Raw genomic sequence first — 22,712 nt, 5'->3', positions numbered from 1 at the left:
GTCGTTCCTTCGCCTGTTATCTCGTCGCAACCAGCTTGTTGATCGCCGCTTCCACCGTCATCGTCTCGCGCGCGCCGGTCTTGCGGTCCTTCACCTCGACCTCGCCATTGGCGATCGAGCGCGGCCCGACGATGATCTGCACCGGAACGCCGATGAGATCGGCGGTTGCGAACTTGGCACCGGCGCGATCGTCCGTGTCGTCCAGAAGAACGTCGAATCCGGCTTTGCCGAGGTCGGAGTAGAGCGTGCCGCAGGCCGCATCGCAAGCGGCGTCACCGGTTTTCATGTTGATGACAATCGCGTCGAAGGGGGCCACCGACTTCGGCCAGATAATGCCGTTCTCGTCATGCGAGGCTTCGATGATCGCCGGCACGAGACGTGTGGGGCCGATGCCGTAGGAGCCCATATGAACGACGTGCTCCTTGCCGTCAGGCCCAAGCACCTTGGCGCCCATCGCCTCCGAATATTTCGTGCCGAAATAAAAGATATGGCCGACTTCGATGCCGCGCGCCGACAGCCGCTCGTCCTCGGAAATCGCGTCGAACGCGGCCTCGTCGTGCATTTCCGAGGTGGCGGCGTAGCGCGAGGTCCATTTGTCGAAGATCGCTTCCAGTCCGGCAACGTCGTCGAAATTTGTTTCCCTGCCGGGGATGTCGAAGCCGAGGAAATCCTTGTGGCAGAACACTTCGGACTCGCCGGTATCGGCAAGGATGATGAATTCATGGCTGAGATTGCCGCCGATCGGGCCGGTGTCCGCACGCATCGGAATGGCGCGCAGGCCCATACGGTCGAAGGTACGCAGATAGGCGGCAAACATCTTGTTATAGGCATGCTCCGCGCCTTCCCGATCGAGATCGAAGGAATAGGCGTCCTTCATCAGGAATTCGCGCGAACGCATGGTGCCGAAGCGCGGACGGATCTCGTCTCGGAACTTCAGCTGGATGTGGTAGAGATTGAGCGGCAGGTCGCGATAGGACTTCACGTAGGAGCGGAATATGTCGGTAATCATCTCCTCGTTGGTCGGACCGTAGAGCATCGGCCGATCCTGCCGGTCCTTGATGCGCAGCATCTCCTTGCCGTAGGCATCATAGCGGCCGCTTTCCTGCCAGAGCTCCGCCGATTGCAAGGTCGGCATCAGGAGCTCGATCGCGCCGGACCGGTTCTGTTCCTCGCGGATGATCGCATTGACCTTGTCGAGCACGCGCTTGCCGAGCGGCAGCCAGCTATAAATGCCGGCCGACTGCTGGCGGATCATGCCGGTCCTCAGCATCAGCCGATGGGAAACGATTTCCGCTTCCTTCGGGTTTTCCTTCAAGATGGGCATGAAATAGCGGGACAGGCGCATGACGGGTTCCGGAACTGGTGACTCTCGCACTATCGGTGGATTCGGGCGAAATGACGTTGTGCTGCAGCAGCCGCCCTCGCCTTCGGACAGAGAAAGGTGGCGATTGCCGTTTGAAATCGGGCTCTTGATTTCCCAGCGGCGCGACCAAAGGGGAACTTTCGAGTTCAGCGTTCATAGCCGCTTCGGGCGCGGAAGAAAACCCTACTGCATGTCTCCTTGAATCAACCTCGGTTTAAGGGCAAGAAATGCAGTATTCAAAGCGCTACAGCGACCTTTTACGCGTCTAATAAGACGCGCGCGCTGTAGAGCATGGGGAAGAGCGCCGCGCCAATAATGACCCTCCGGCGGCAACACGCTCGGGGCCCTGCGTCAAAAGAGCACGGTAGTAACAGGACAAGGACGATTTCTGTCAACCGGATTTTTTTGCCAAACTGTAGCAAAAATGCAAAAAAAGCTGATGACATAGCCCAATGTTTAAGCTAGTTTCGGCTCACAAAACAGGCAAGAAGACCAAATTCTTGCCGAATTTCGCGGTCAAGTCTTGGGAGGATAAGATCTTAGGCGCGCTCGTTCGCTGCCGCCGGTAACGGTTGAGATCACGCGAAACTTGAAAAACAAGGCTTTGGCCTTGTTTTTTTTGCTTTTCTGGCCGCGTTCGAAGCGAAGCAGTCGGCGAAAGATGTCAATTCATTGTCTGTCAAGAGGCTTGTCTCTGTGCCAGTTCGCAGAGCCGCCGACAAAAGCTCCCTTCACCTTGCGGCATGTTTCTTGCGTATCGTCAGTTCCCGTGATGCGCCTGCATCGCGATCAGCCGTTCGGACCGATGAAGCCGAATATCGCATCAAGGTCATATCCGAGCTTCACGGAGAGCACATACCAGCCGAGATGGATCAAGGCGGCGATGACCGTCGTCACCAGAACCACGCGTAGGCCACGAAAGCGCGCCGGAGCACTCTCCACGCTGCCGGGCACCACATCGTTCTCCTCGGCCTGGGTCTTCACACCGAACGGCAGCACGGTGAAAAGCGTGAGCCACCAGATGATGAAATAGACGGCAAAGGTCGAAAAGGCGGACATCCAGGCTCTCTGATGAAAGACGCGGTCAGGCAGCCAACTTGGCGGCGGTATTTTGTTGCGCGGGTCACAAGCGGCTCTCGAAAGAGCCCTGAGCGGCAGGCGCCTTATAGCGCTTTTGCTGTCGATCGCGCAAATGGCTTCGCCGCGCCCGACTGTCACACCTCTTCGAGTTCGATCAGTGTGCCCTGAAAATCCTTGGGATGCAGGAAGAGCACCGGCTTGCCGTGGGCGCCGATCTTCGGATTGCCGTCGCCCAGCACGCGCGCCCCCGCCTGCCGCAGCCGGTCGCGCGCCGCTATGATGTCGTCGACCTCGTAGCAGATGTGGTGCATGCCACCTGCCGGGTTCTTCGCGAGAAAGGCGGCGATCGGCGACTGATCGCCGAGCGGCTCCAGCAATTCGACCTTGGTGTTGGGAAGCGTGACAAAGACTACGGTGACGCCGTGCTCCGGCAGCGCCTGCGGCTGCGTGACCGCGGCGCCGAGGGTGGCACGGTAACTTTCCGCCGCGGACGCGAGGTCCGGCACCGCGATCGCCACATGGTTCACTCTTCCGAGCATCGACGCCCTCCCATATTGGAAGATCACGGGTTTACACCGGCTCCGCCGCCGGACAAATCAGACTTTGGTGACAAAGACCGTGACGATCGGCTTCTTGCCCCAGATCTGGTTGGCCGTGCTGCGCACCGCGCGCCGGACAGCTTCCTGCAGCATTGCCAAGTCTTTGCGCTTGACGCGCGGGATGCTTTCCACCGCGCCGAGGACGGCGTCGTAGAGCACGTCGTCCATCTCGTCGCCTTCGTCGTCGAACTGCGGAAGCCCGATCGGCACGACGTCGGGGTCGCCGAGGAAGTCGTAGCGGTTGTCGAGCACGACATTGACCGAGACGTGGCCGGCAAAGGAGAGCTTGCGGCGTTCGCCAATGCCCATCTCGTCGAAATCGCCGATCAGCGTCCCGTCCTTGTAGATGCGGCCGTGCGGCGCCTCGTTTATGACCTGGGCCGGTCCGGGAGCGAGGCGCAGCATCTCGCCGTTGCGCAGCCGCGGAACGCTCGCGATGCCCGAATGCAGCGCAAGCTCGGCATGTGCCGTCAGATGCGCCGCTTCGCCATGCACCGGCACGACGATCTCAGGCTTCAGCCATTGATACATCTGCTGCAGTTCATTGCGGCGCGGATGGCCGGACACATGCACCAGCGCCTCGCTGTCGGTGATGATATGAATGCCCTGCTCGATCAGCCCGTTCTTGATGTCGTTGATCGCCTTTTCGTTGCCGGGGATCGTGCGCGACGAGAAGACGATCGTATCCCCGGCCGAAAACGCCACATTGCGCATCTCGTCGCGGGCGATCTTGGCGAGGGCGGCGCGCGGCTCTCCCTGGCTTCCGGTTAAGATGACGACGACCTTGTCGTGTGGGATGTAGCCGAATTCGTCCTCGGCCAGGAACGGCTTCAGCCCCTCCATGATGCCGAGATCCTTCGCGACGTCGACGACGCGCTTCATCGAGCTGCCGAGCAGGAGCACTTCGCGGCCTGCGACCTCGGCGGCTTCAGCGACCGAGCGGATGCGGCCGACATTCGACGAAAAGGTGGTGATGCCGACGCGCCCCTCGGCATCCGCGATGATCTTCGCCAGGCTTTCCGACACTTCCCGCTCGGAAGGCGAAACGCCGTCGCGCAGCGCATTGGTCGAGTCGCAGACGAGCGCCAGAACGCCTTCTTCACCCACCTGGCGAAAACGCGCTTCATTGGTGATCGGACCAAGCGAGGGTTCCAGGTCGATCTTCCAGTCACCCGTATGCACGACGCTTCCGAGCGGCGTGCGGATGACCAGCGACATCGGCTCGGGAATGGAATGGTTGACGCCGATCGCTTCGATGCTGAAAGGCCCCACATTGATGCGGTCGCCGGCCTTGAAGATGGTGATCGGGATTTCGCCGCGGCTCTTTTCGAATTCTCGCTTCGCCTCGAGCATGCCGGCGGTGAAGGGCGAGGCGTAGACCGGAACGTTCAGACCCGGCCAGAGATCGTTCAGGGCACCGTAGTGATCCTCGTGGGCATGCGTGATGATGATCGCCTTGAGATTGCGGCGCTCCTCGGCAAGGAAGGATATATCCGGCAGCACAAGTTCCACGCCGGGCAGTTCCGGGCCGGGAAAGGTCACGCCGCAATCGACCATGATCCATTGCCGGGATCCGGGGTTGCCGTAGCCATAAAGGCCGAGATTCATGCCGATCTCGCCAACGCCGCCAAGCGGCAAGAACACCAGGTCTTCATCCTGCGCCATTTGTAATGCGCCTCTATTCTTGTTCATCCAAAAAATACGTCGCCCGCCGCAATCGCCTGCGGCGGGCCGGAGCCCGTGTCGAGCAGCAGTCGGCCGCCTTCGTCGATACCGACGAAGCGGCCCGCAAGAGACCGGTTCGGCAGGTTGACGGTGATGGTCTCGCCAATGCCCTTCGCGGCGGCCCGCCACTGATCGATAATCGCGGCGATGCCGGCGCCGCGGTCCCAAGTCGAGAGAGCCTCCGCCATTGTCACGAACAGGTGAGCAAACAGTTCCTCGGCGGAGATCGTCGCGCCCTCGTGCCGAAGCGACGTGACCGGGTAAAGCCCCGTTTCGGGCATGACCGCGACATTCACACCGCAGCCGATCACCAGCGCATGACGGCCGTCAGCAAGTCCTTCGCCTTCGAGCAGGATGCCGCAGGCTTTCCGGCCATCGATGAGGATGTCGTTCGGCCACTTGATCGCCACCTCCGCAGAACCCGGAGGCATCACCCTGCGAATGGCCCGATGCACCGCCACCGCCGCCGCGAGCGGCAATGAATGCAGGTGCTCCACCGGCGCCGGATCGATGAGCAGCAGGGATGCGTAGAGATTGCCCGGCTCGGAAAACCATTCGCGGCCGCGTCGACCGCGGCCGCCCGTCTGGCGCGTGGCGGTGACCCAGAGATTGCCCGGATCACCATTGCGCGCCCTCGCCAGGCATTCGCTGTTCGTCGAGCCAGTTTCGGCAAGCGCTATGTGCCGGAAATCGTCGGGCGATATCGGGCCGCTGCCGCGCCCGCCGGTCAAAAGAAGGTCCGGGCCGCAGCCTCGGCGGCATTTCCAAGCGGACCACCAATCAGCACGTAACCGAGCACGAACAGGCCGGAAAGTCCGTAGACCAGCCGCAATTCGCCGGCCGTACGGGCGAATTCGCCCTTGGCCTCGTCGAACCACATGACCTTGATAACGCGCAGGTAATAGTAAGCGCCGACGACGGAAGCGAGCACGCCAATAATCGCCAGCCCGTAGAGCTGGGCTTCGATAGCCGCAACGAACACGAAATACTTCGCGAAGAAGCCGGCGAGCGGCGGAATGCCGGCGAGCGAGAACATCAGGATCGTCAGCACCGTCGCCATGAACGGATTGGTTTGCGACAGACCGGCGAGGTCATCTATCCCTTCGACATGTTCGCCGTCCCTGCGGCGCATGGCGAGGATGCAGGCGAAGGTGCCGAGCGTCATCACCATGTAGATCACCATGTAAAGAATGACGCCGCGCACCCCGGCCATCGATCCGGCGGCTAGACCGACGAGCGCATAGCCCATGTGACCGATCGAGGAATAGGCCATCAGTCGCTTGATGTTGCGCTGCCCGATGGCGGCGAAGGAACCGAGCAGCATCGAAGCAATCGAAATGAAGACGATAATCTGCCGCCAGTCGGCGACGACCGGTTCGAAGGCTTCAATGACAATGCGGACGAGCATCGCCATGGCCGCCACCTTCGGTGCGGCCGCAAAGAAGGCCGTCACCGGTGTCGGTGCACCTTCATAGACGTCCGGCGTCCACATATGGAACGGAACGGCCGAGATCTTGAAGGCAAGGCCGGCAAGGATGAACACCAGACCGAAGACCAGGCCGAGCGAGCGCCCTTCCGCGGTGAGTGCGCCTGCGATCTCGTCGAAGCCGGTATGGCCGGTGAAGCCATAGACGAGCGACATGCCATAAAGCAGCATGCCGGACGACAGGGCGCCAAGAACGAAATACTTGAGGCCCGCTTCTGTCGAGCGCACGCTGTCGCGATTGATCGCGGCCACGACATAGAGCGCCAGCGACTGCAGCTCCAACGAGAGATAGAGCGAAATCAGGTCGTTGGCCGAAATCATCAGCAGCATGCCGAGCGTCGCGAGCAGCAGAAGCACCGGAAACTCGAAGCGGTCGATCTGCGCAGCCCGAGCCTGGCCAATCGTCATCACCATGACGGTGACCGAGCCGATCAGCGCCAGAACCTTCATGAACTTCGCGAAGGGATCCGACAGGAAGGCGCCGGCATAGGCCTCGCCGTTATCAGTGTTCAGAATGAGCCACAGTCCGGCAACGACGAGCACGGCGACGGATAGCCCGGTCACGACCGGCGTCGCGCGCTCGTTCGAATAGACGCCGACCATCAGCAGCACCAGCGCGCCGACCGCCAGGATCAGTTCGGGGACCGAGAGTTGCAGGCTTGCAAATAGGGTTTCAGCAGTCATGTCCATCACGTCCTGTGGTCATTGCACCGAAAGCGCAACGTTTTGCGCTGCCTGCAGGGCTGCGGCGTAGTTGTTGACGAGCAGATCCACGGAAGCCGCCGTCGCATCGAAGACCGGCGCCGGATAGACACCGAAGAAGATCGTCAGGATCACCAGCGGATAGAGGATGACCTTCTCGCGCGTCGAAAGGTCGAGCAGCGCCTTCAGGCTATCCTTCTCCAGCGCACCGAAGATGACGCGGCGATAGAGCCAAAGGGCATAGGCCGCCGACAGGATGACGCCGCTGGTCGCAAAGAGCGCAACCCAGGTATTGGCGCGGAAGGCGCCAACCAGCGTCAAGACTTCGCCGACAAAGCCCGAGGTGCCCGGAAGCCCGACATTAGCCATGGTGAACACCATGAAGGCCACCGCATATTTCGGCATGTTGTTGACGAGACCGCCATAGGCGGCGATTTCGCGCGTGTGCAGCCGGTCATAGACGACGCCGACGCAAAGGAAGAGCGCGCCCGAGACAATGCCGTGCGAGAGCATCTGGAAGATCGCGCCCTGAACGCCCTGGATGTTGGCCGCAAAGGTGCCCATCGTCACATAGCCCATATGCGCGACGGAGGAATAGGCGATCAGCTTCTTGATGTCGGTCTGCATCATCGCCACCAGCGAAGTGTAGATGATCGCGATGATCGACAGCGTATAGACGAGCGGCGCGAAATAGTCGGAGGCCAGCGGAAACATCGGCAGCGAGAAGCGCAGGAAGCCGTAGCCGCCGAGCTTCAGCAGAATGCCGGCCAGGATGACCGAGCCCGCCGTCGGTGCCTGGACGTGTGCGTCGGGAAGCCAGGTATGGACCGGCCACATCGGCATCTTCACCGCGAAGGACGCGAAGAAGGCAAGCCACAGCCAGGTCTGCATCTGGCGCGGGAAGTTATACTTGAGCAGTTCGGTGATGTCGGTGGTGCCGGCCTGCCAATACATCGCCATGATGGCGAGCAGCATCAACACCGAGCCGAGCAGCGTATAGAGGAAGAACTTGTAGCTCGCATAGACGCGGTCCTTGCCGCCCCAGACGCCGATGATGATGAACATCGGAATGAGGCCCGCCTCGAAGAAGACGTAGAAGAGCACGATGTCGAGCGAGACGAAGACGCCGAGCATCAGCGTTTCCAGAAGCAGAAACGCGATCATGTATTCCTTCAGGCGCTTCTCGATCGTGACCCAGCTCGCCAGCACGCAGAACGGCATCAGGAATGCCGTCAGCGGCAGGAACAATACGGAAATTCCGTCGATGCCGAGATGGTAGGAAATGCCGGTGCCGAGCCACTCATGCTTCTCGACCATCTGGAAGCCGGGGTTCGAGCTGTCGAACTGGTACCAGACATAGAGCGACAGGCCGAAAACGACGATCGTCGTCAGCAGCGAGATGTTCAGGATGTTGCGGCGGCCGTTGGCGCTGTCTTCCCGCATCAGCAAGAGAAGCAGGGCGCCGACCAGCGGCAGGAAGGTGACCGCGGAAAGTACGGGCCAATCGGTCATCAGAAGGAACTCCCGAGCATCATCCATGTAACGAGCGCTGCGATGCCGATCAGCATGGCGAACGCGTAGTGATAGAGGTATCCGGTCTGCAGCCGGACGACGCGGTCGGTCACGTCGAGCACGCGCGCCGCCACCCCGTTCGGCCCGAAGCCGTCGATGACGCGGCCGTCACCCTCCTTCCAGAGGAAGGTGCCGAGACGCTTGGCGGTGCGGACAAAGAGGAAATCGTAGAGCTCGTCGAAATACCACTTGTTGAGCAGGAACTGGTAGAGACCGCGATGCTGCTCGGCCAGGTACTTCGGCGTCTCCGGCGAACGGATGTACATGTACCAGGCAGTGTAGAGGCCGAGGGCCATGGCCACGAACGGGCTCCACTTCACCCAAAGCGGAACGTGGTGATATTCCTCGAGGATTTCGTTTTCCGGCCCGGTGAAGAGCGAGCCCTGCCAGAATTCGGCATAGTGATGGCCGAAGAAATAGTCGTGGAACAGGAAACCGGCGACAAGCGCACCGAGGGCGAGGACATAGAGCGGCACCAGCATGACCTGGGGCGACTCGTGGACGTGATGCATGACCTCGTGGGAGGCGCGCGGCGTGCCGTGGAAGGTCATGAAGGTCAGACGCCAGGAATAGAAGCTGGTGAACAGCGCAGCGATCACCAACAGGGCAAAGGCAATCCCCGAAACGACGCTGTGCGACGCGAAGGTGGACTCGATGATCGCATCCTTCGAGAAGAAGCCTGCCGTGCCGATGACCGTGCCCGGGATACCGACGCCGGTCAGCGCGATCGTGCCGATGAACATCATCCAGTAGGTGACGGGAATATGGGTGCGCAGGCCGCCCATGTAGCGCATGTCCTGCTCGCCATCGACGGCGTGGATCACCGAACCGGCGCCAAGGAAGAGAAGCGCCTTGAAGAAGGCGTGCGTGAACAGGTGGAATATGGCGGCGCCGTAAGCTCCGACGCCGAGTGCCACGAACATGTAGCCGAGCTGTGAACAGGTGGAATAGGCGATGACGCGCTTGATGTCGTTCTGGACGAGACCGACGGTCGCGGCGAAGAAGGCGGTGATCGCACCGACGAGCGTGACGACGGTCAGCGCATCCGGCGACAGCTCGAAGAGCGGCGACATGCGGGCGACCAGGAAGACGCCGGCTGTTACCATCGTCGCGGCATGGATGAGGGCCGAAACGGGCGTCGGGCCTTCCATGGCGTCCGGCAGCCACGTGTGCAGCAAGAACTGGGCCGACTTGCCCATTGCGCCCATGAAGAGCAGCAGGCAGGTTGCCGTCAGCGCATCCGCCTTGTCGAGGTGCATGCCGAAGAGCGTGATCACGGCCTCCCCTGCCTCTGCACCTTCAGCCGGCAGGTAGCTCTGCGCGGCGGCGAAGACCGTTTCCAGATTGATCGAGCCGAAGAGAACGAAGACGCAGAAAATGCCGAGCGAGAAGCCGAAGTCGCCGACGCGGTTGACGATGAAGGCCTTGATCGCCGCCGCATTGGCCGACGGCTTCTTGTACCAGAAGCCGATCAGCAGGTACGACGCGAGGCCGACGCCTTCCCAGCCGAAGAACATTTGCAGCAGGTTGTCCGACGTGATCAGCATCAGCATCGCGAAGGTGAAGAGCGACAGATAGCCGAAGAAGCGCGGACGGTGCGGATCGTGGTGCATGTAGCCGATCGAATAGATATGCACCAGCGTCGAGACCGTGTTGACGACCACGAACATGACGGCGGTCAAGCTGTCGACGCGGAACGCCCATTCGACGTCAAAGCTGCCGGACTGGATCCAGTGCAGCACCGAGACCTTGATCATCTCTTCCTCGCCGAGAGCGACGTCGAAGAAGACGAACCAGGAGAGCGCGAGCGCAATCAGCATCAGGCCGCTGGTCACATATTCGGATGCCTTGGCACCGATCTGCGTGCCAAGAAGGCCGGCGATCAGAAAGCCGATCAGAGGCAGAAAGACGATAGCCTTGATAATGGTGTCCATGGCCCTGTCAGCCCTTCATCATGTTGACGTCTTCGACGGCGATGGAACCGCGGTTGCGGTAGAAGACGACGAGAATTGCAAGTCCGATAGCGGCTTCGGCGGCCGCGACGGTCAGAATGAACAGCGCAAAGACCTGGCCGGTGATGTCGTTCAGGAACGCCGAGAAGGCCACCATGTTGATGTTGACCGCGAGGAGAATGAGCTCCACGGACATCAGAATGATGATGACGTTCTTCCGGTTGATGAAGATGCCGAAGACGCCGAGCGTGAAGAGAATGGCGCTGACGGTGAGATAGTGGGAGATTCCGATTTCCATAAGTCTAATCCCTCGACCTCGCGTCCCGATTAAAGGCCCTGCCCCGGCTTGACCGTGACCACCTCGACGGCGGTCTCGGGCGAGCGGGCAACCTGGCGCGGAATGCTCTGGCGCTTGATGTTTTCACGATGACGCAGGGTGAGCACGATGGCGCCGATCATGGCGACGAGAAGCACGAGCCCGGCGATCTGGAAGAAATAGATGTAGTGGGTGTAGAGAACGTCGCCGAGCGCGGCCGTGTTGGTCCGTTCGGTGGCGGCCGGGATCGGCATGGCGATGCCCTTGGCGATCTCCGGAGAGAAGGTCGAACCACCGACGACGACGATGAGCTCGGCGGCGAGAATCAGACCGATCAGCGCCCCGACCGGCGCGTATTCAAGTACGCCTGCGCGCAGTTCGGCGAAGTCGATGTCGAGCATCATGACCACGAAAAGGAAGAGAACCGCAACCGCGCCGACATAGACCACCAGCAGGATCATCGCCAGGAACTCGGCACCCGTCAGCAGGAAGAGCCCTGCCGCGTTGAAGAAGGTCAGGATCAGGAACAGAACCGAATAGACCGGGTTCTTTGCCGCGATAACCATGAATGCCGACGCCACTGCGATGAAGGCGAAGAGATAGAAAAAAAGAACCTGCAGACCCATGATCGGTGCCTTTTTCGTCTTGCTCGGCGTGAAGGCGCGGCCCTCACTCCATGAGGCAAAGCCGGACAGTCCGTCCGGCCAGTGCCCAACCCGTTCCGCATGCACCCTCTTACGAGCGGCGCGATGCTGCGTTTACGCAGATGGCCTCAGCGATAGGGCGAGTCCATTGCAATGTTGCGCGCGATTTCCCGCTCCCACCGGTCGCCATTGGCCAGCAGTTTTTCCTTGTCGTAATAGAGCTCTTCGCGCGTCTCGGTGGCGAATTCGAAGTTCGGCCCTTCGACGATGGCATCGACCGGACAGGCTTCCTGGCAGAAACCGCAGTAGATGCACTTCACCATGTCGATGTCGTAGCGCACCGTGCGGCGGGTGCCGTCGTTGCGGCGCGGGCCGGCCTCGATGGTGATGGCCTGGGCGGGACAGATCGCCTCGCAGAGCTTGCAGGCGATGCAGCGCTCTTCGCCGTTCGGATAACGGCGCAACGCATGCTCGCCGCGGAAACGAGGGCTGACCGGGCCTTTTTCGAAGGGATAGTTCAGGGTCGCCTTCGGCCGGAAGAAATAGCGCATCGACAGAAAGAACGCGCCGACGAACTCCTTGAGGAACAGCGAGCTGACGGCTTGCGAAAGACCGGCCATCATAAACCTCCAAATGTGCCGGCCTGGGAGAAGCCGGCGGTATGCAGCGAAGCTTGCGGGGCCATCATGCCCATCCCATGAGCTTCAGAACGAATGCGACGATGACGACCATCGCCAGCGACAGCGGCAGGAACACCTTCCAGCCGAGACGCATCAGCTGGTCGTAGCGGTAGCGCGGCACGAAGGCCTTCACCATCGCGAACATGAAGAACACGAACGAAGCCTTCAGCACGAACCAGATGATGCCCGGCACCCAGTTCAGGATCCAGATGTCGACGGGCGGCAGCCAGCCACCGAGGAACAGGATCGTCGTCAGCGCGCACATCAGGCAGATCGCCGCGTATTCGCCGAGCATGAACATCATGTACGGGGTCGAGCCGTATTCGACCATGAAGCCGGCGACGAGTTCGGACTCGGCTTCGGGCAAGTCGAAGGGCGGGCGGTTCGTCTCGGCAAGCGCCGAGATGAAGAACACGATGAACATCGGGAACAGTGACAGCCAATGCCAGTCGAGAAAGGAGGCCGGCAGGCCGATCATCGTTCCGAGGCCGTCCGACTGCGCATTGACGATGTCCGTCAGGTTGAGCGAGCCGACGCAGAGCAGCACGGTGACGATCACGAAGCCGATCGAGACTTCATAGGACACCATCTGCGCCGCGGAGCGCAGCGCGCCGAGGAACGGATATTTCGAGTTCGACGCCCAGCCGCCCATGATGATGCCATAAACCTCAAGAGAAGATATGGCGAAGACGAAGAGGATGCCGACATTGATGTTCGCGATCACCCAGTTGGCGTTGAGCGGGATGACGGCCCAGGCCGCGAGGGCCAGCGTCACCGAGACAAGTGGCGCGAGCAGGAAAATCGTCTTGTTGGCGCCGGCCGGAATGACCGGCTCCTTGAAGACGAATTTCAAAAGGTCGGCAAAGGACTGGAACAGCCCCCACGGGCCGACGACATTCGGGCCGCGGCGAAGCTGCACGGCGGCCCAGATCTTGCGGTCCGCCAGCAGGACATAGGCGATGAAGACCAGCAGCGCGACCAGAAGCAGGAGCGACTGGCCGATGATGATGGCCGTGGGCCAGACGTAGCTCGAAATGAAAGCGTCCATGATGCTCTAGTCCCTCGCGCTCATTCCGCGGCAGCTTTGAGATTGTTGCGCGCCAAGGCCGAGCATTCGGCCATGACGGCGGATGCGCGCGCTATCGGGTTCGTCAAATAGAAGTCTTTGACCGGAGACGCAAATACGGATTTGGCCATCTCACCGGCTTTTTGGGCAAGTGCGGCAATTTCGTCGCTGCTACCAGCGGCAATGCCATCGATCTCTGCGAAATGCGGATGGGCGGCATAGAGCTTCGCACGCAATTCGCCAAGCGAATCAAACGGCAGCTTCCGGCCGAGCACATCCGAAAGCGCACGGATGATCGCCCAGTCTTCGCGCGCGTCGCCCGGTGCGAAGCCGGCGCGGTTGCCGAGCTGGACGCGGCCTTCGGTATTGACCCAGGTGCCGGACTTTTCCGTATAGGCCGCGCCCGGGAGGATGACGTCCGCCGCATGCGCGCCACTGTCGCCGTGCGAGCCGATATAGACGGTGAAGCCCTTCCTCGCCGAGAGGTCGATCTCGTCGGCGCCGAGCAGGAACAGCACGTCCGTGCCGTCGACCATCTGGGCCGCCGATTTGCCGCCCATGCCCGGGACGAAGCCGAGATCCAGACCGCCGACGCGCGAGGCCGCCGTGTGCAGGACGGCAAAGCCGTTCCAGTCCGCGCCGACTGCGCCGACCGCGGCGGCGAGCTTCGCGGCGGAGGCGAGAACGGCAGCGCCGCCCTCCCCTGCGAGCGCGCCCTGACCGACGATGATCAGAGGCCGCTCGGCCTTCTCGAGCGTCTCGAAGAACTTCGCCTTGCCGGACATAAGCTCTGAGAGAGTATCCGTACCGGCGCCGAGATATTCATATTCGTAGCGCAGTTCGGCCCGCTCGCCGATCACGGCGATCGGGAAATTGCCCATGCGATAACGCTTGCGGATGCGGGCGTTGAGAACCGAAGCCTCGAAGCGCGGGTTGGAGCCGATGATGAGCAGCGCGTCGGCGCCCTCGATCCCCTGGATCGTCGGGTTGAAGAGGTAGCTGGCGCGGCCGAGCGTCGGGTCGAGCGCTGCGCCGTCCTGGCGGCAATCGACGTTCTGCGATCCGAGCAAGGCAATCAGCTCCTTCAGGGCGTACATTTCCTCGACGGATGCGAGGTCGCCGGCGATCGCACCGACCTTGTCGCCGGAGCTCTTGTCGACGGCAGCCCTGATCGCCTGGAAGGCCTCGCTCCAGGTCGCCGACTGCAGGCGGCCGTCCTTCCGCACATAGGGCCGGTCGAGACGCTGCGTCTTCAGCCCGTCCCAGATGAAGCGGGTCTTGTCGGAGATCCACTCTTCGTTGATCTCCTCGTTGACGCGCGGCATGATGCGCATCACCTCGCGGCCGCGCGTGTCGACGCGGATCGCCGAGCCGACCGCATCCATGACATCGACCGATTCGGTCTTGTTGAGCTCCCACGGCCGCGCCGTGAAGGCGAAAGGCTTCGAGGTCAGCGCGCCGACCGGACACAGATCGACGACGTTGCCCTGCAGTTCCGACGTCATCGCCTGTTCGAGATAGGTGGTGATCTCCGCATCTTCGCCGCGGCCGATCAGCCCGAGTTCGGCAATGCCCGCCACTTCCGTCGTGAAGCGGACGCAGCGGGTGCAGTGGATGCAGCGGTTCATCACCGTCTTGACGAGCGGGCCGATATACTTGTCCTCGACGGCGCGCTTGTTTTCCTGATAGCGCGAGCTGTCGATGCCGAAGGCCATCGCCTGGTCCTGCAGGTCGCACTCGCCGCCCTGGTCGCAGATGGGGCAGTCGAGCGGATGGTTGATCAGCAGGAACTCCATGACGCCTTCGCGGGCCTTCTTGACCATCGGCGTCGTCGTGAAGACTTCCGGCGCCTCGCCATTCGGGCCGGGACGCAGATCGCGCACGCCCATGGCGCAGGAGGCAGCCGGCTTCGGCGGGCCGCCCTTCACCTCGATCAGACACATGCGGCAATTGCCGGCAACCGAAAGCCGCTCATGGAAACAGAAGCGCGGAACCTCGGCGCCGGCCTCTTCGCACGCCTGAAGCAGCGTGAAATGATCCGGGACCTCGATCTCTTTTCCGTCGACTTTCAGCTTTGCCATCTTCGTACTCAATCCTGTCTTCCGTCCGGCTGCCTTCTGTGGCGCCGGACAATTCCTTCACGGCTCTTCCGGTATGGTGACGACCGGGCAGCCGTCATGTCATTTCTCGCGCATCAGCACCTTCGCCTGCCCGATCCAATCGTCCCGGGAGATGCGGCCATTGAGAGCTAATTCGGCATCGATCCGCGCGACATCCGTCTCGCTCAGACCGGCGATATCGGTGAAGCGGCGAAGGCCCTGGCCTTTCAGGACCTGCTCGAGCTTCGGGCCGATCCCGGAAATACGCTTCAGATCGTCATCGGCACGGCCTTTCGGCTTCGATGCGACCGGCTTCCTGGCGGCGCGCGCCTTCGGCTTCGCGACAGCGGGCGGCGCCGGTGGGACCTGCCGGGTTTCAGGCGCGGCCGGGGCCTCCCCGCTTACGGGCTCCGACGGTGCGACGGCCGGAGCCGGTTCGGCAAATTCTACCGGTTCGAGCGCGCCGGCGCTTTTCTGCAGGGCACTTGCAGCCCCCTGCATTGCCCCGAACATGACGCCTGCGAAGTGGCTCGACAGGCCGAAGCCCAGCGCCGTCGCCGCCGCCACGGCGGCCACAGGATTGGCCATCAGCGGAACAGCCGGCATGGCCTTCATCCATTCAGCCATGCCGAAAGGATCGGCCGAGCCGGCGCCCAGGGGCCGCACAAAAGGAATGACTGCAGCCGCTTTCATGCCCTGTACTTCATTGCGCGTCCCGGTCATCGCTCGTTACTCCGCTGCTTGCAATACGGCGCCATGCGAGGTCGCATTGCGCGTATATTCGTCGATCCGCTGTTCCATCTCCGGACGGAAGTGCTTGATCAGGCCCTGGATCGGCCAGGCGGCCGCGTCGCCAAGGGCGCAGATCGTGTGGCCTTCGACCTGCTTCGTCACGTCGAAGAGCATGTCGATCTCGCGCTTCTGCGCGCGGCCCTGCACCATGCGCTCCATGACGCGCATCATCCAGCCGGTGCCTTCGCGGCACGGCGTGCACTGGCCGCAGCTTTCGTGCTTGTAGAAGGCGGAGAGGCGCCAGATCGCCTTGATAATGTCGGTCGATTTGTCCATGACGATGACGGCCGCCGTCCCAAGACCCGAGCCGAGCTCGCGCAGGCCGTCATAATCCATGATGGCGTCCTTCATCTGCGCGCCAGGCACGCAGGGAACCGACGAGCCGCCGGGAATGACCGCGAGCAGGTTGTCCCAGCCGCCGCGGATGCCGCCGCAGTGCTTCTCGATCAGTTCGTGGAACGGGATCGACATCGCGTCCTCGACCGTGCACGGCCGGTTGACGTGGCCGGAAACCGAATAAAGCTTGGTGCCGTGATTGTTCGGGCGGCCGAAACTGCTGTACCAGCCGGCGCCGCGCCGCAGAATGGTCGGCGTGACAGCAATTGATTCGACGTTGTTCACCGTCGTCGGGCAGCCGTAGAGGCCCATGTTCGCCGGGAACGGCGGCTTCAGACGCGGCTGGCCCTTCTTGCCCTCAAGGCTTTCGAGCAGTGCTGTTTCCTCGCCGCAGATATAGGCGCCGGCGCCGTGATGGACGAAAATATCGATATCGTAGCCAAGCTTGTTGTTCTTGCCGAGCAGCCCGTAATCGTAGCATTCGTCGATCGCCGCCTGCAGCGCTTCGCGCTCGCGAATGAACTCACCACGCACGTAGATGTAGGCGGCGTGCGCGCCCATGGCGAAACTTGCCACAACGCAGCCCTCGATCAGCGTATGCGGATCGTGGCGCATGATATCGCGGTCCTTGCAGGTGCCAGGCTCCGACTCGTCGGCATTGACGACGAGATAGTGCGGGCGGCCGTCGCTTTCCTTCGGCATGAAGGACCACTTGAGGCCGGTCGGGAAGCCGGCGCCGCCGCGACCGCGAAGGCCCGAAGCCTTCACCTCGTTGATGATCCAGTCGCGGCCCTTCTCGAGGAACTCCTTGGTGCCATCCCAATGGCCGCGCGCCATTGCGCCCCTGAGCGACTTGTCCTTAAGGCCGTAGATGTTGGTAAAGATGCGATCTTCATCTCTGAGCATGGGGTATCACCTCTTTACCGCGGCTTCTTTGCCGGCTTGGACTTGTCGACCGTCTCGCCTTCGATCTTGGCGTTCTTCGCCGCCGCTTTCTTCGCGGTCGCCGGGGTCTTTACCGCCGGATTGGTAACGTCTGCAGCGGTCTTCGGCTTGGCGGCGTTCGACGGCGGCACGCTCACCGCCGGTTCATCCCTGGCCTTGTCGTCCTTTGCCTTTTTGGCCCGGGCAGGCGCCTTCGCCTTTTCGGGGGCTTCCGGAGGTTGCAGCGTCGTCAACCCACCGATCGGCGCGGAATAGATGCGGTCGATCTGGGGACCGGGCTGGATTTCAGCGCCCTTGCCTGCGTCGAAGCCGTCGATGATTTCCTCGAGCCGCTCGGGCGTCAGATCCTCGAAAGCGTCCTTGAAGATCATCACCATCGGCGCGTTGACGCAGGCGCCCTGACATTCGACCTCTTCCCAGGAGAGCGTCCCGCTCCCATTCAGCGTGAAAGGCTCGGCCGCAATCTTCGTCTTGCAGACCTTGATCAGGTCTTCGGCGCCGCGCAGCATGCAAGGCGTCGTGCCGCAGACCTGCACATGGGCCCGCGATCCGACCGGCTTCAGCTGGAACTGCGTGTAAAAGGTCGCCACTTCGAGGGCGCGGATATAGGGCATGCCGAGCATGTCGGCGATCGATTCGATGGCCGCCCTCGTCACCCACCCATCCTGCTCCTGGGCGCGCATCAGCAGGGGAATGACCGCTGACTGCTCGCGGCCCTTCGGATACTTGTTGATCGTTGCCTCAGCCCAGGCGGCGTTCTCCTTGCTGAATGCAAAGGCCGCTGGCTGGACAGTGTCTTCGGCTAGTCGACGAACGGACATTCTAGTGGACACCTTATCAATTAATCGAACCGCACCGCGATTTCGTCAGCGTGACGAATTCGCAGGCATAGGCGGACTGGTCTTTCTGCATAAAGACGATGTAGCGCGTGCCATTGGCGACGGCTGCCTTGATCTCGTATCCCTTCGACAGGAGCGTGGCCATGGAACCCCCGTGCAGCCCCGACGACGACGTGCTGCCGACGTCCTCCTGAGCCAGGGCCGCCGGGCCAAGCGCGACACATCCGAGAACGGCAAGCGGCGCCAGACGCATCAGCGATCCACCTCGCCGAACACGATATCGAGGGAGCCCAGCACGGCCGAGACGTCGGCCAGCTGGTGTCCGCGACAGAGGAAATCCATCGCCTGCAGATGCGCATAGCCGGGCGCGCGGATCTTGCAGCGGTAGGGCTTGTTGGTGCCGTCGGAGACCAGATAGACGCCGAATTCGCCCTTCGGCGCCTCGACCGCGGCATATACCTCGCCGGCCGGCACGTGGTAGCCCTCGGTATAGAGCTTGAAGTGGTGGATCAGCGCCTCCATCGAGCGCTTCATCTCACCGCGCTTCGGCGGCACGATCTTGCCGTCGAGCGACGAAACCGGCCCGATCTTCGCGTCGCCCAGCAGGCGATCGACGCATTGGCGCATGATCCGCGCCGACTGGCGCATCTCGATCATGCGGATGAGATAACGGTCGTAGCAGTCGCCGTTCTTGCCGATCGGGATGTCGAACTCCATCTCGGAATAGCATTCATAGGGCTGCGCCCGGCGCAGGTCCCAGGCGGCACCCGAGCCGCGCACCATGACGCCCGAGAAGCCCCAGGCCCAGGCGTCCTCGAGGCTGACGACGCCGATATCGACGTTGCGCTGCTTGAAGATGCGGTTGCCGGTCAGAAGCTCGTCGATGTCGTCGACGGTCTTCAGGAACGGATCGATCCACTTGCCGATATCCTCGACCAATTCATGCGGCAGATCCTGATGCACGCCGCCCGGACGGAAATAGGCCGAGTGCATGCGCGCGCCGCAGGCCCGCTCGTAGAAGACCATCAGCTTTTCGCGCTCCTCGAAGCCCCAGAGCGGCGGCGTCAGCGCGCCGACGTCCATCGCCTGCGTGGTGACGTTGAGGAGATGCGAGAGGATGCGGCCGATTTCCGAATAGAGGACACGGATGAGCTGACCGCGGATCGGCACCTCCGTGCCCGTCAATCTTTCAACGGCAATCGCGAATGCGTGCTCCTGGTTCATCGGCGCGACGTAGTCGAGCCGGTCGAAATAGGGAATGGCCTGCAGGTAGGTCTTGGCTTCGATCAGCTTCTCGGTGCCGCGGTGCAACAAACCGATATGCGGATCGACGCGCTCGACGATCTCTCCGTCGAGCTCCAGCACCAGACGGAGAACGCCGTGCGCCGCCGGATGCTGCGGACCGAAGTTGATGTTGAAGTTGCGGACGTTGTGTTCGGTCATACCGATTGCTCCAGGCCGGATGGCATCCCCTCGGGACCCCGCGGGCCGACTTATCTCACCGTGCCTTCGCCTTTTCGTCGCCGGGCAGGACGTATTCCGTGCCTTCCCAGGGCGATAGAAAATCGAAGTTGCGGAATTCCTGCCTCAGCTCGACGGGCTCATAGACCACGCGCTTGACTTCATCGTCGTAGCGAACCTCGACGAAGCCGGTCAGCGGGAAGTCCTTGCGCAGCGGATAACCTTCGAAACCGTAGTCGGTGAGGATGCGACGCAGATCCGGATGGCCCGTGAAGAGAATGCCGTACATGTCGTAGGCTTCGCGTTCGAACCAGTCGGCGCCCGGAAATACCGGAGTTGCCGACGGCACCGGCTCGCCCTCGCCGGTCGCGACCTTGACGCGGACGCGCAGATTCTGGCGCGGCGACAGGAGGTGGTAGACGACGTCGAATCGATCCGGCCGCTGCGGATAGTCGACACCGCAGACGTCGATAAAGCTGACGAAGCCGCATCGCGGATCGTCGCGCAGGAAGGTCAGCAGCGCGATGACGTTCTCGGCCGTCGTCGTCAGCGTCAGCTCGCCATATTTGATCGCCGAATCGGCAATCAGCGATCCGCGTGCTTCGCGAAGATAGGTCGCAAGCTCGTTCAGGGCTTCACTCATTGAAAAGAACCCCCTGCCTTAGCGCTCGATCGTGCCGGTCCGGCGGATCTTCTTCTGCAGCAGAAGCACGCCATAGAGCAGCGCTTCTGCCGTGGGAGGACAGCCTGGCACATAGATATCGACGGGCACGACGCGGTCGCAACCGCGCACGACCGAATAGGAATAGTGATAGTAACCGCCGCCATTGGCGCAGGAGCCCATCGAGATGACGTAGCGGGGCTCCGGCATCTGGTCGTAGACCTTGCGCAGCGCCGGCGCCATCTTGTTGGTCAACGTCCCGGCAACGATCATCACGTCCGACTGGCGCGGCGAGGCGCGCGGCGCAAAACCGAAGCGTTCGGCATCGTAGCGCGGCATCGACATCTGCATCATTTCGACGGCGCAGCAGGCAAGACCGAAGGTCATCCACATCAGCGAGCCGGTGCGCGCCCAGTTGATCAGCTCATCGGTCGAGGTGACGAGGAAGCCCTTGTCGGCGAGCTCGTTGTTGATCTCGCCGAAGAATGCGTCATTGCTGCCGATCGGCTTGCCGGTCGCGGGATCGATAATGCCCTTCGGCTGCGGCGCAACGAGCGTGGTGCCGGATGCTAGTTCCATTCCAGCGCTCCCTTTTTCCATTCATAGATAAAGCCGACCGTCAGCACCAGGAGGAAGACCATCATCGACCAGAAGCCGAACCAGCCCAACACCTTGAACGAAACCGCCCAGGGGAAGAGGAAGGCGACTTCGAGGTCGAAGATGATGAAGAGGATCGACACGAGATAGAAGCGGACGTCGAACTTCATGCGGGCGTCGTCGAACGCATTGAAGCCGCACTCATAGGCCGAAAGCTTTTCCGAATCGGGCGCCTTGTGGGCAACTGCGAAGGGAGCGATCAGGAGTGCGAGGCCGATCACTAGAGCGATTCCAATGAAAATCGCGATCGGAACATAGGAACCGAGAAGTTCTGTCATTGTTATCCGTCCCTGCCTGCGAAGCGCACCGGGAGAGGTGCTAAAACAACGAATGCCGCAGGCCGAAAATCATGTTGCAACGCCAGAGTGGTTAGCGCAGCCCGCGCCCATGTGCAAGCCTCGTACAGGCATTTAAACCGGTTCGCGGCACACGTTTGAACGGCACTTTCGCACTGTTGACACAGCGAAGCGCCGAATTCCCGGAACGGGCTCATCTTGCTGATGGGAAACGGTCCGAGACACATTGCCGCAATGCAAAAATCAATTGAATGGCCTTGAAAGACGGAAGGAGGAGAAATGGCGCGAGTGACGGGGCTCGAACCCGCGACCTCCGGCGTGACAGGCCGGCACTCTAACCGACTGAGCTACACCCGCGCATTGTGGCCTGAATGGCCCTTATTTCACCATCGACACTCTTTGAGAATGCCTATGCACCAGAAGAGTGGCGCGAGTGACGGGGCTCGAACCCGCGACCTCCGGCGTGACAGGCCGGCACTCTAACCGACTGAGCTACACCCGCATCCTCTTGGCTGGCCGGGGCGCTCGCGCACCCCGCAATCAAGGCGGCCCAGCCGTCTCGATGAGCGGCTAACTAAGCGGTTCGCCTTGGGGTGTCAAGCGTGTTTGAAGACAAAACCGTGACGGACGGAATTTTGATCCACAAGGTACCCCGCGGGCGGAAAGTGTGTGCAGGAACAGGCGCCTTACCGGCTCCAAGTTTGCGCAGCCCCATTGAAGGTTTGTCCACAAGGAGGGCAGCGCGCCGCCCAGCTGCATCGCGCCTGCTCGCAAAAAAATCTAAAAAAACGCGCAAATCCTCTTGCGGTTTTCGCCGGCAGCGCATAGATCACGCCCACCGACGCGGCGGACAATGTTCGACACGCGAAAGGGCGATTAGCTCAGTTGGTAGAGCGCCTCGTTTACACCGAGGATGTCGGGAGTTCGAGTCTCTCATCGCCCACCATTTTTCCGAAAGCATAAATTGATCGCAAGTGGCAAAGATCGTTGCCGTGCAGCGCCTCTTACGCCCCCCGATACTGCTCATCCGTCACATGTTCCAGCCAATCGACCGCCTTGCCGTCGAGTGCCTCCTGGATGGCGATATGGGTCATCGCCGTATCCGCGGCCGCGCCGTGCCAGTGCTTCTCGCCCGGCGGGAACCAGACGACATCGCCGGCGCGGATCTCGCGGAGTTCTCCGCCCCAGCTTTGTGCGAGGCCACGACCGGCCGTGACGATCAGGGTCTGGCCGAGCGGATGCGTGTGCCAGGCGGTGCGCGCGCCCGGTTCAAAGGTCACCGTCGCTCCGCGGACCCGCGCCGGCGCAGGCGCCTCGAAGGCTGGATCGAGGCGCACGGCTCCGTGGAAATATTCGGCCGGTCCGCGGGACGAGGGCCTCGATCCACACTCAAAGACTTCCATCTGAACCTCCTCTTGGCGATCGCGTCAAAACTTGTAGC

General features: G+C 61.8%; 22 protein-coding genes and 3 tRNA genes. 1 reads left to right on the top strand and 24 read right to left on the bottom strand.

What is annotated here, in order from left to right; genetic code table 11:
* Window positions 1-16: 16 nt before the first annotated feature.
* From proS to USDA257_RS16015, 23 genes are all read right to left on the bottom strand, one after another.
* The gene (gene proS, locus USDA257_RS16125; RefSeq protein WP_014764037.1) at window positions 17-1,345 is read right to left on the bottom strand and encodes a proline--tRNA ligase; all 1,329 of its coding nucleotides are present in this window, start codon (window positions 1,343-1,345) and stop codon (window positions 17-19) included.
* Window positions 1,346-2,152: 807 nt separating this feature from the next.
* On the bottom strand, window positions 2,153-2,422 hold the full coding sequence (locus USDA257_RS16120; protein ID WP_014764036.1) for a DUF1467 family protein: 270 nt from the start codon (window positions 2,420-2,422) through the stop codon (window positions 2,153-2,155).
* Between the two features lie 155 nt (window positions 2,423-2,577).
* Window positions 2,578-2,982: a methylmalonyl-CoA epimerase gene (gene mce, locus USDA257_RS16115; RefSeq protein ID WP_014764035.1), complete on the bottom strand. Its 405-nt coding sequence runs from the start codon at window positions 2,980-2,982 to the stop codon at window positions 2,578-2,580.
* A 57-nt stretch (window positions 2,983-3,039) separates the two neighbouring features.
* The gene (locus USDA257_RS16110; protein ID WP_014764034.1) at window positions 3,040-4,707 is read right to left on the bottom strand and encodes a ribonuclease J; all 1,668 of its coding nucleotides are present in this window, start codon (window positions 4,705-4,707) and stop codon (window positions 3,040-3,042) included.
* A 23-nt stretch (window positions 4,708-4,730) separates the two neighbouring features.
* Window positions 4,731-5,498, bottom strand: coding sequence for a biotin--[acetyl-CoA-carboxylase] ligase (locus USDA257_RS16105; RefSeq protein ID WP_014764033.1), 768 nt, complete (start codon window positions 5,496-5,498; stop codon window positions 4,731-4,733).
* Window positions 5,495-6,937 carry an NADH-quinone oxidoreductase subunit NuoN gene (nuoN, locus tag USDA257_RS16100; protein WP_041415329.1) on the bottom strand — a complete coding sequence of 481 codons (1,443 nt, stop codon included), beginning with the start codon at window positions 6,935-6,937 and terminating at the stop codon, window positions 5,495-5,497. Before nuoN ends, USDA257_RS16105 begins: the two co-directional genes overlap by 4 nt.
* Window positions 6,938-6,955: 18 nt before the next feature.
* A complete protein-coding gene (locus USDA257_RS16095) occupies window positions 6,956-8,467 on the bottom strand; it encodes an NADH-quinone oxidoreductase subunit M (RefSeq protein ID WP_014764031.1) in 1,512 nt (503 codons plus the stop codon).
* Window positions 8,467-10,461, bottom strand: a complete 1,995-nt coding sequence (nuoL, locus tag USDA257_RS16090) for an NADH-quinone oxidoreductase subunit L (protein ID WP_014764030.1) — start codon at window positions 10,459-10,461, stop codon at window positions 8,467-8,469. Before nuoL ends, USDA257_RS16095 begins: the two co-directional genes overlap by 1 nt.
* 7 nt (window positions 10,462-10,468) lie before the next feature.
* The gene (gene nuoK, locus USDA257_RS16085; protein ID WP_014764029.1) at window positions 10,469-10,777 is read right to left on the bottom strand and encodes an NADH-quinone oxidoreductase subunit NuoK; all 309 of its coding nucleotides are present in this window, start codon (window positions 10,775-10,777) and stop codon (window positions 10,469-10,471) included.
* A 29-nt stretch (window positions 10,778-10,806) separates the two neighbouring features.
* The gene (locus USDA257_RS16080; RefSeq protein WP_041414296.1) at window positions 10,807-11,421 is read right to left on the bottom strand and encodes an NADH-quinone oxidoreductase subunit J; all 615 of its coding nucleotides are present in this window, start codon (window positions 11,419-11,421) and stop codon (window positions 10,807-10,809) included.
* A 146-nt stretch (window positions 11,422-11,567) separates the two neighbouring features.
* Complete coding sequence (gene nuoI, locus USDA257_RS16075; RefSeq protein WP_012707628.1) at window positions 11,568-12,059, bottom strand: NADH-quinone oxidoreductase subunit NuoI; 492 nt, start codon at window positions 12,057-12,059, stop codon at window positions 11,568-11,570.
* Between the two features lie 64 nt (window positions 12,060-12,123).
* Window positions 12,124-13,167 carry an NADH-quinone oxidoreductase subunit NuoH gene (gene nuoH / locus USDA257_RS16070; RefSeq protein ID WP_014764027.1) on the bottom strand — a complete coding sequence of 348 codons (1,044 nt, stop codon included), beginning with the start codon at window positions 13,165-13,167 and terminating at the stop codon, window positions 12,124-12,126.
* A gap of 20 nt (window positions 13,168-13,187) precedes the next feature.
* Window positions 13,188-15,266, bottom strand: a complete 2,079-nt coding sequence (gene nuoG / locus USDA257_RS16065) for an NADH-quinone oxidoreductase subunit NuoG (RefSeq protein ID WP_014764026.1) — start codon at window positions 15,264-15,266, stop codon at window positions 13,188-13,190.
* Window positions 15,267-15,365: 99 nt separating this feature from the next.
* The gene (locus USDA257_RS16060) at window positions 15,366-16,007 is read right to left on the bottom strand and encodes an NADH ubiquinone oxidoreductase (RefSeq protein ID WP_014764025.1); all 642 of its coding nucleotides are present in this window, start codon (window positions 16,005-16,007) and stop codon (window positions 15,366-15,368) included.
* Between the two features lie 6 nt (window positions 16,008-16,013).
* Window positions 16,014-17,318 (bottom strand): NADH-quinone oxidoreductase subunit NuoF, encoded by a 1,305-nt coding sequence (gene nuoF, locus USDA257_RS16055; protein WP_014764024.1) that lies wholly within the window; start codon window positions 17,316-17,318, stop codon window positions 16,014-16,016.
* Window positions 17,319-17,332: 14 nt separating this feature from the next.
* Window positions 17,333-18,178, bottom strand: a complete 846-nt coding sequence (nuoE, locus tag USDA257_RS16050) for an NADH-quinone oxidoreductase subunit NuoE (protein ID WP_014764023.1) — start codon at window positions 18,176-18,178, stop codon at window positions 17,333-17,335.
* Window positions 18,179-18,194: 16 nt separating this feature from the next.
* Window positions 18,195-18,449, bottom strand: a complete 255-nt coding sequence (locus tag USDA257_RS16045; RefSeq protein WP_014764022.1) for a hypothetical protein — start codon at window positions 18,447-18,449, stop codon at window positions 18,195-18,197.
* Window positions 18,449-19,639: an NADH-quinone oxidoreductase subunit D gene (locus tag USDA257_RS16040; RefSeq protein ID WP_014764021.1), complete on the bottom strand. Its 1,191-nt coding sequence runs from the start codon at window positions 19,637-19,639 to the stop codon at window positions 18,449-18,451. Before USDA257_RS16040 ends, USDA257_RS16045 begins: the two co-directional genes overlap by 1 nt.
* 55 nt (window positions 19,640-19,694) lie before the next feature.
* Window positions 19,695-20,300 (bottom strand): NADH-quinone oxidoreductase subunit C, encoded by a 606-nt coding sequence (locus tag USDA257_RS16035; protein WP_041414294.1) that lies wholly within the window; start codon window positions 20,298-20,300, stop codon window positions 19,695-19,697.
* A gap of 18 nt (window positions 20,301-20,318) precedes the next feature.
* Window positions 20,319-20,897: a NuoB/complex I 20 kDa subunit family protein gene (locus tag USDA257_RS16030; protein ID WP_012707619.1), complete on the bottom strand. Its 579-nt coding sequence runs from the start codon at window positions 20,895-20,897 to the stop codon at window positions 20,319-20,321.
* Window positions 20,888-21,253: an NADH-quinone oxidoreductase subunit A gene (locus USDA257_RS16025; protein ID WP_041414292.1), complete on the bottom strand. Its 366-nt coding sequence runs from the start codon at window positions 21,251-21,253 to the stop codon at window positions 20,888-20,890. Before USDA257_RS16025 ends, USDA257_RS16030 begins: the two co-directional genes overlap by 10 nt.
* 298 nt (window positions 21,254-21,551) lie before the next feature.
* Window positions 21,552-21,628 (bottom strand) — tRNA-Asp (locus USDA257_RS16020).
* A 68-nt stretch (window positions 21,629-21,696) separates the two neighbouring features.
* A tRNA-Asp gene (locus tag USDA257_RS16015) sits at window positions 21,697-21,773 on the bottom strand.
* A gap of 368 nt (window positions 21,774-22,141) precedes the next feature.
* On the opposite strand from USDA257_RS16015, the gene USDA257_RS16010 reads away from it, so the two are divergent.
* A tRNA-Val gene (locus USDA257_RS16010) sits at window positions 22,142-22,217 on the top strand.
* Between the two features lie 58 nt (window positions 22,218-22,275).
* Here the strand turns inward: USDA257_RS16010 and USDA257_RS16005 are convergent.
* Window positions 22,276-22,674: a (R)-mandelonitrile lyase gene (locus USDA257_RS16005; RefSeq protein WP_014764020.1), complete on the bottom strand. Its 399-nt coding sequence runs from the start codon at window positions 22,672-22,674 to the stop codon at window positions 22,276-22,278.
* Window positions 22,675-22,712 lie beyond the last annotated feature (38 nt).

The sequence above is a fragment of the Sinorhizobium fredii USDA 257 genome (assembly GCF_000265205.3).
GTDB lineage: Bacteria > Pseudomonadota > Alphaproteobacteria > Rhizobiales > Rhizobiaceae > Sinorhizobium > Sinorhizobium fredii_B.
This window is presented reverse-complemented; position numbering and strand designations above follow the sequence as displayed.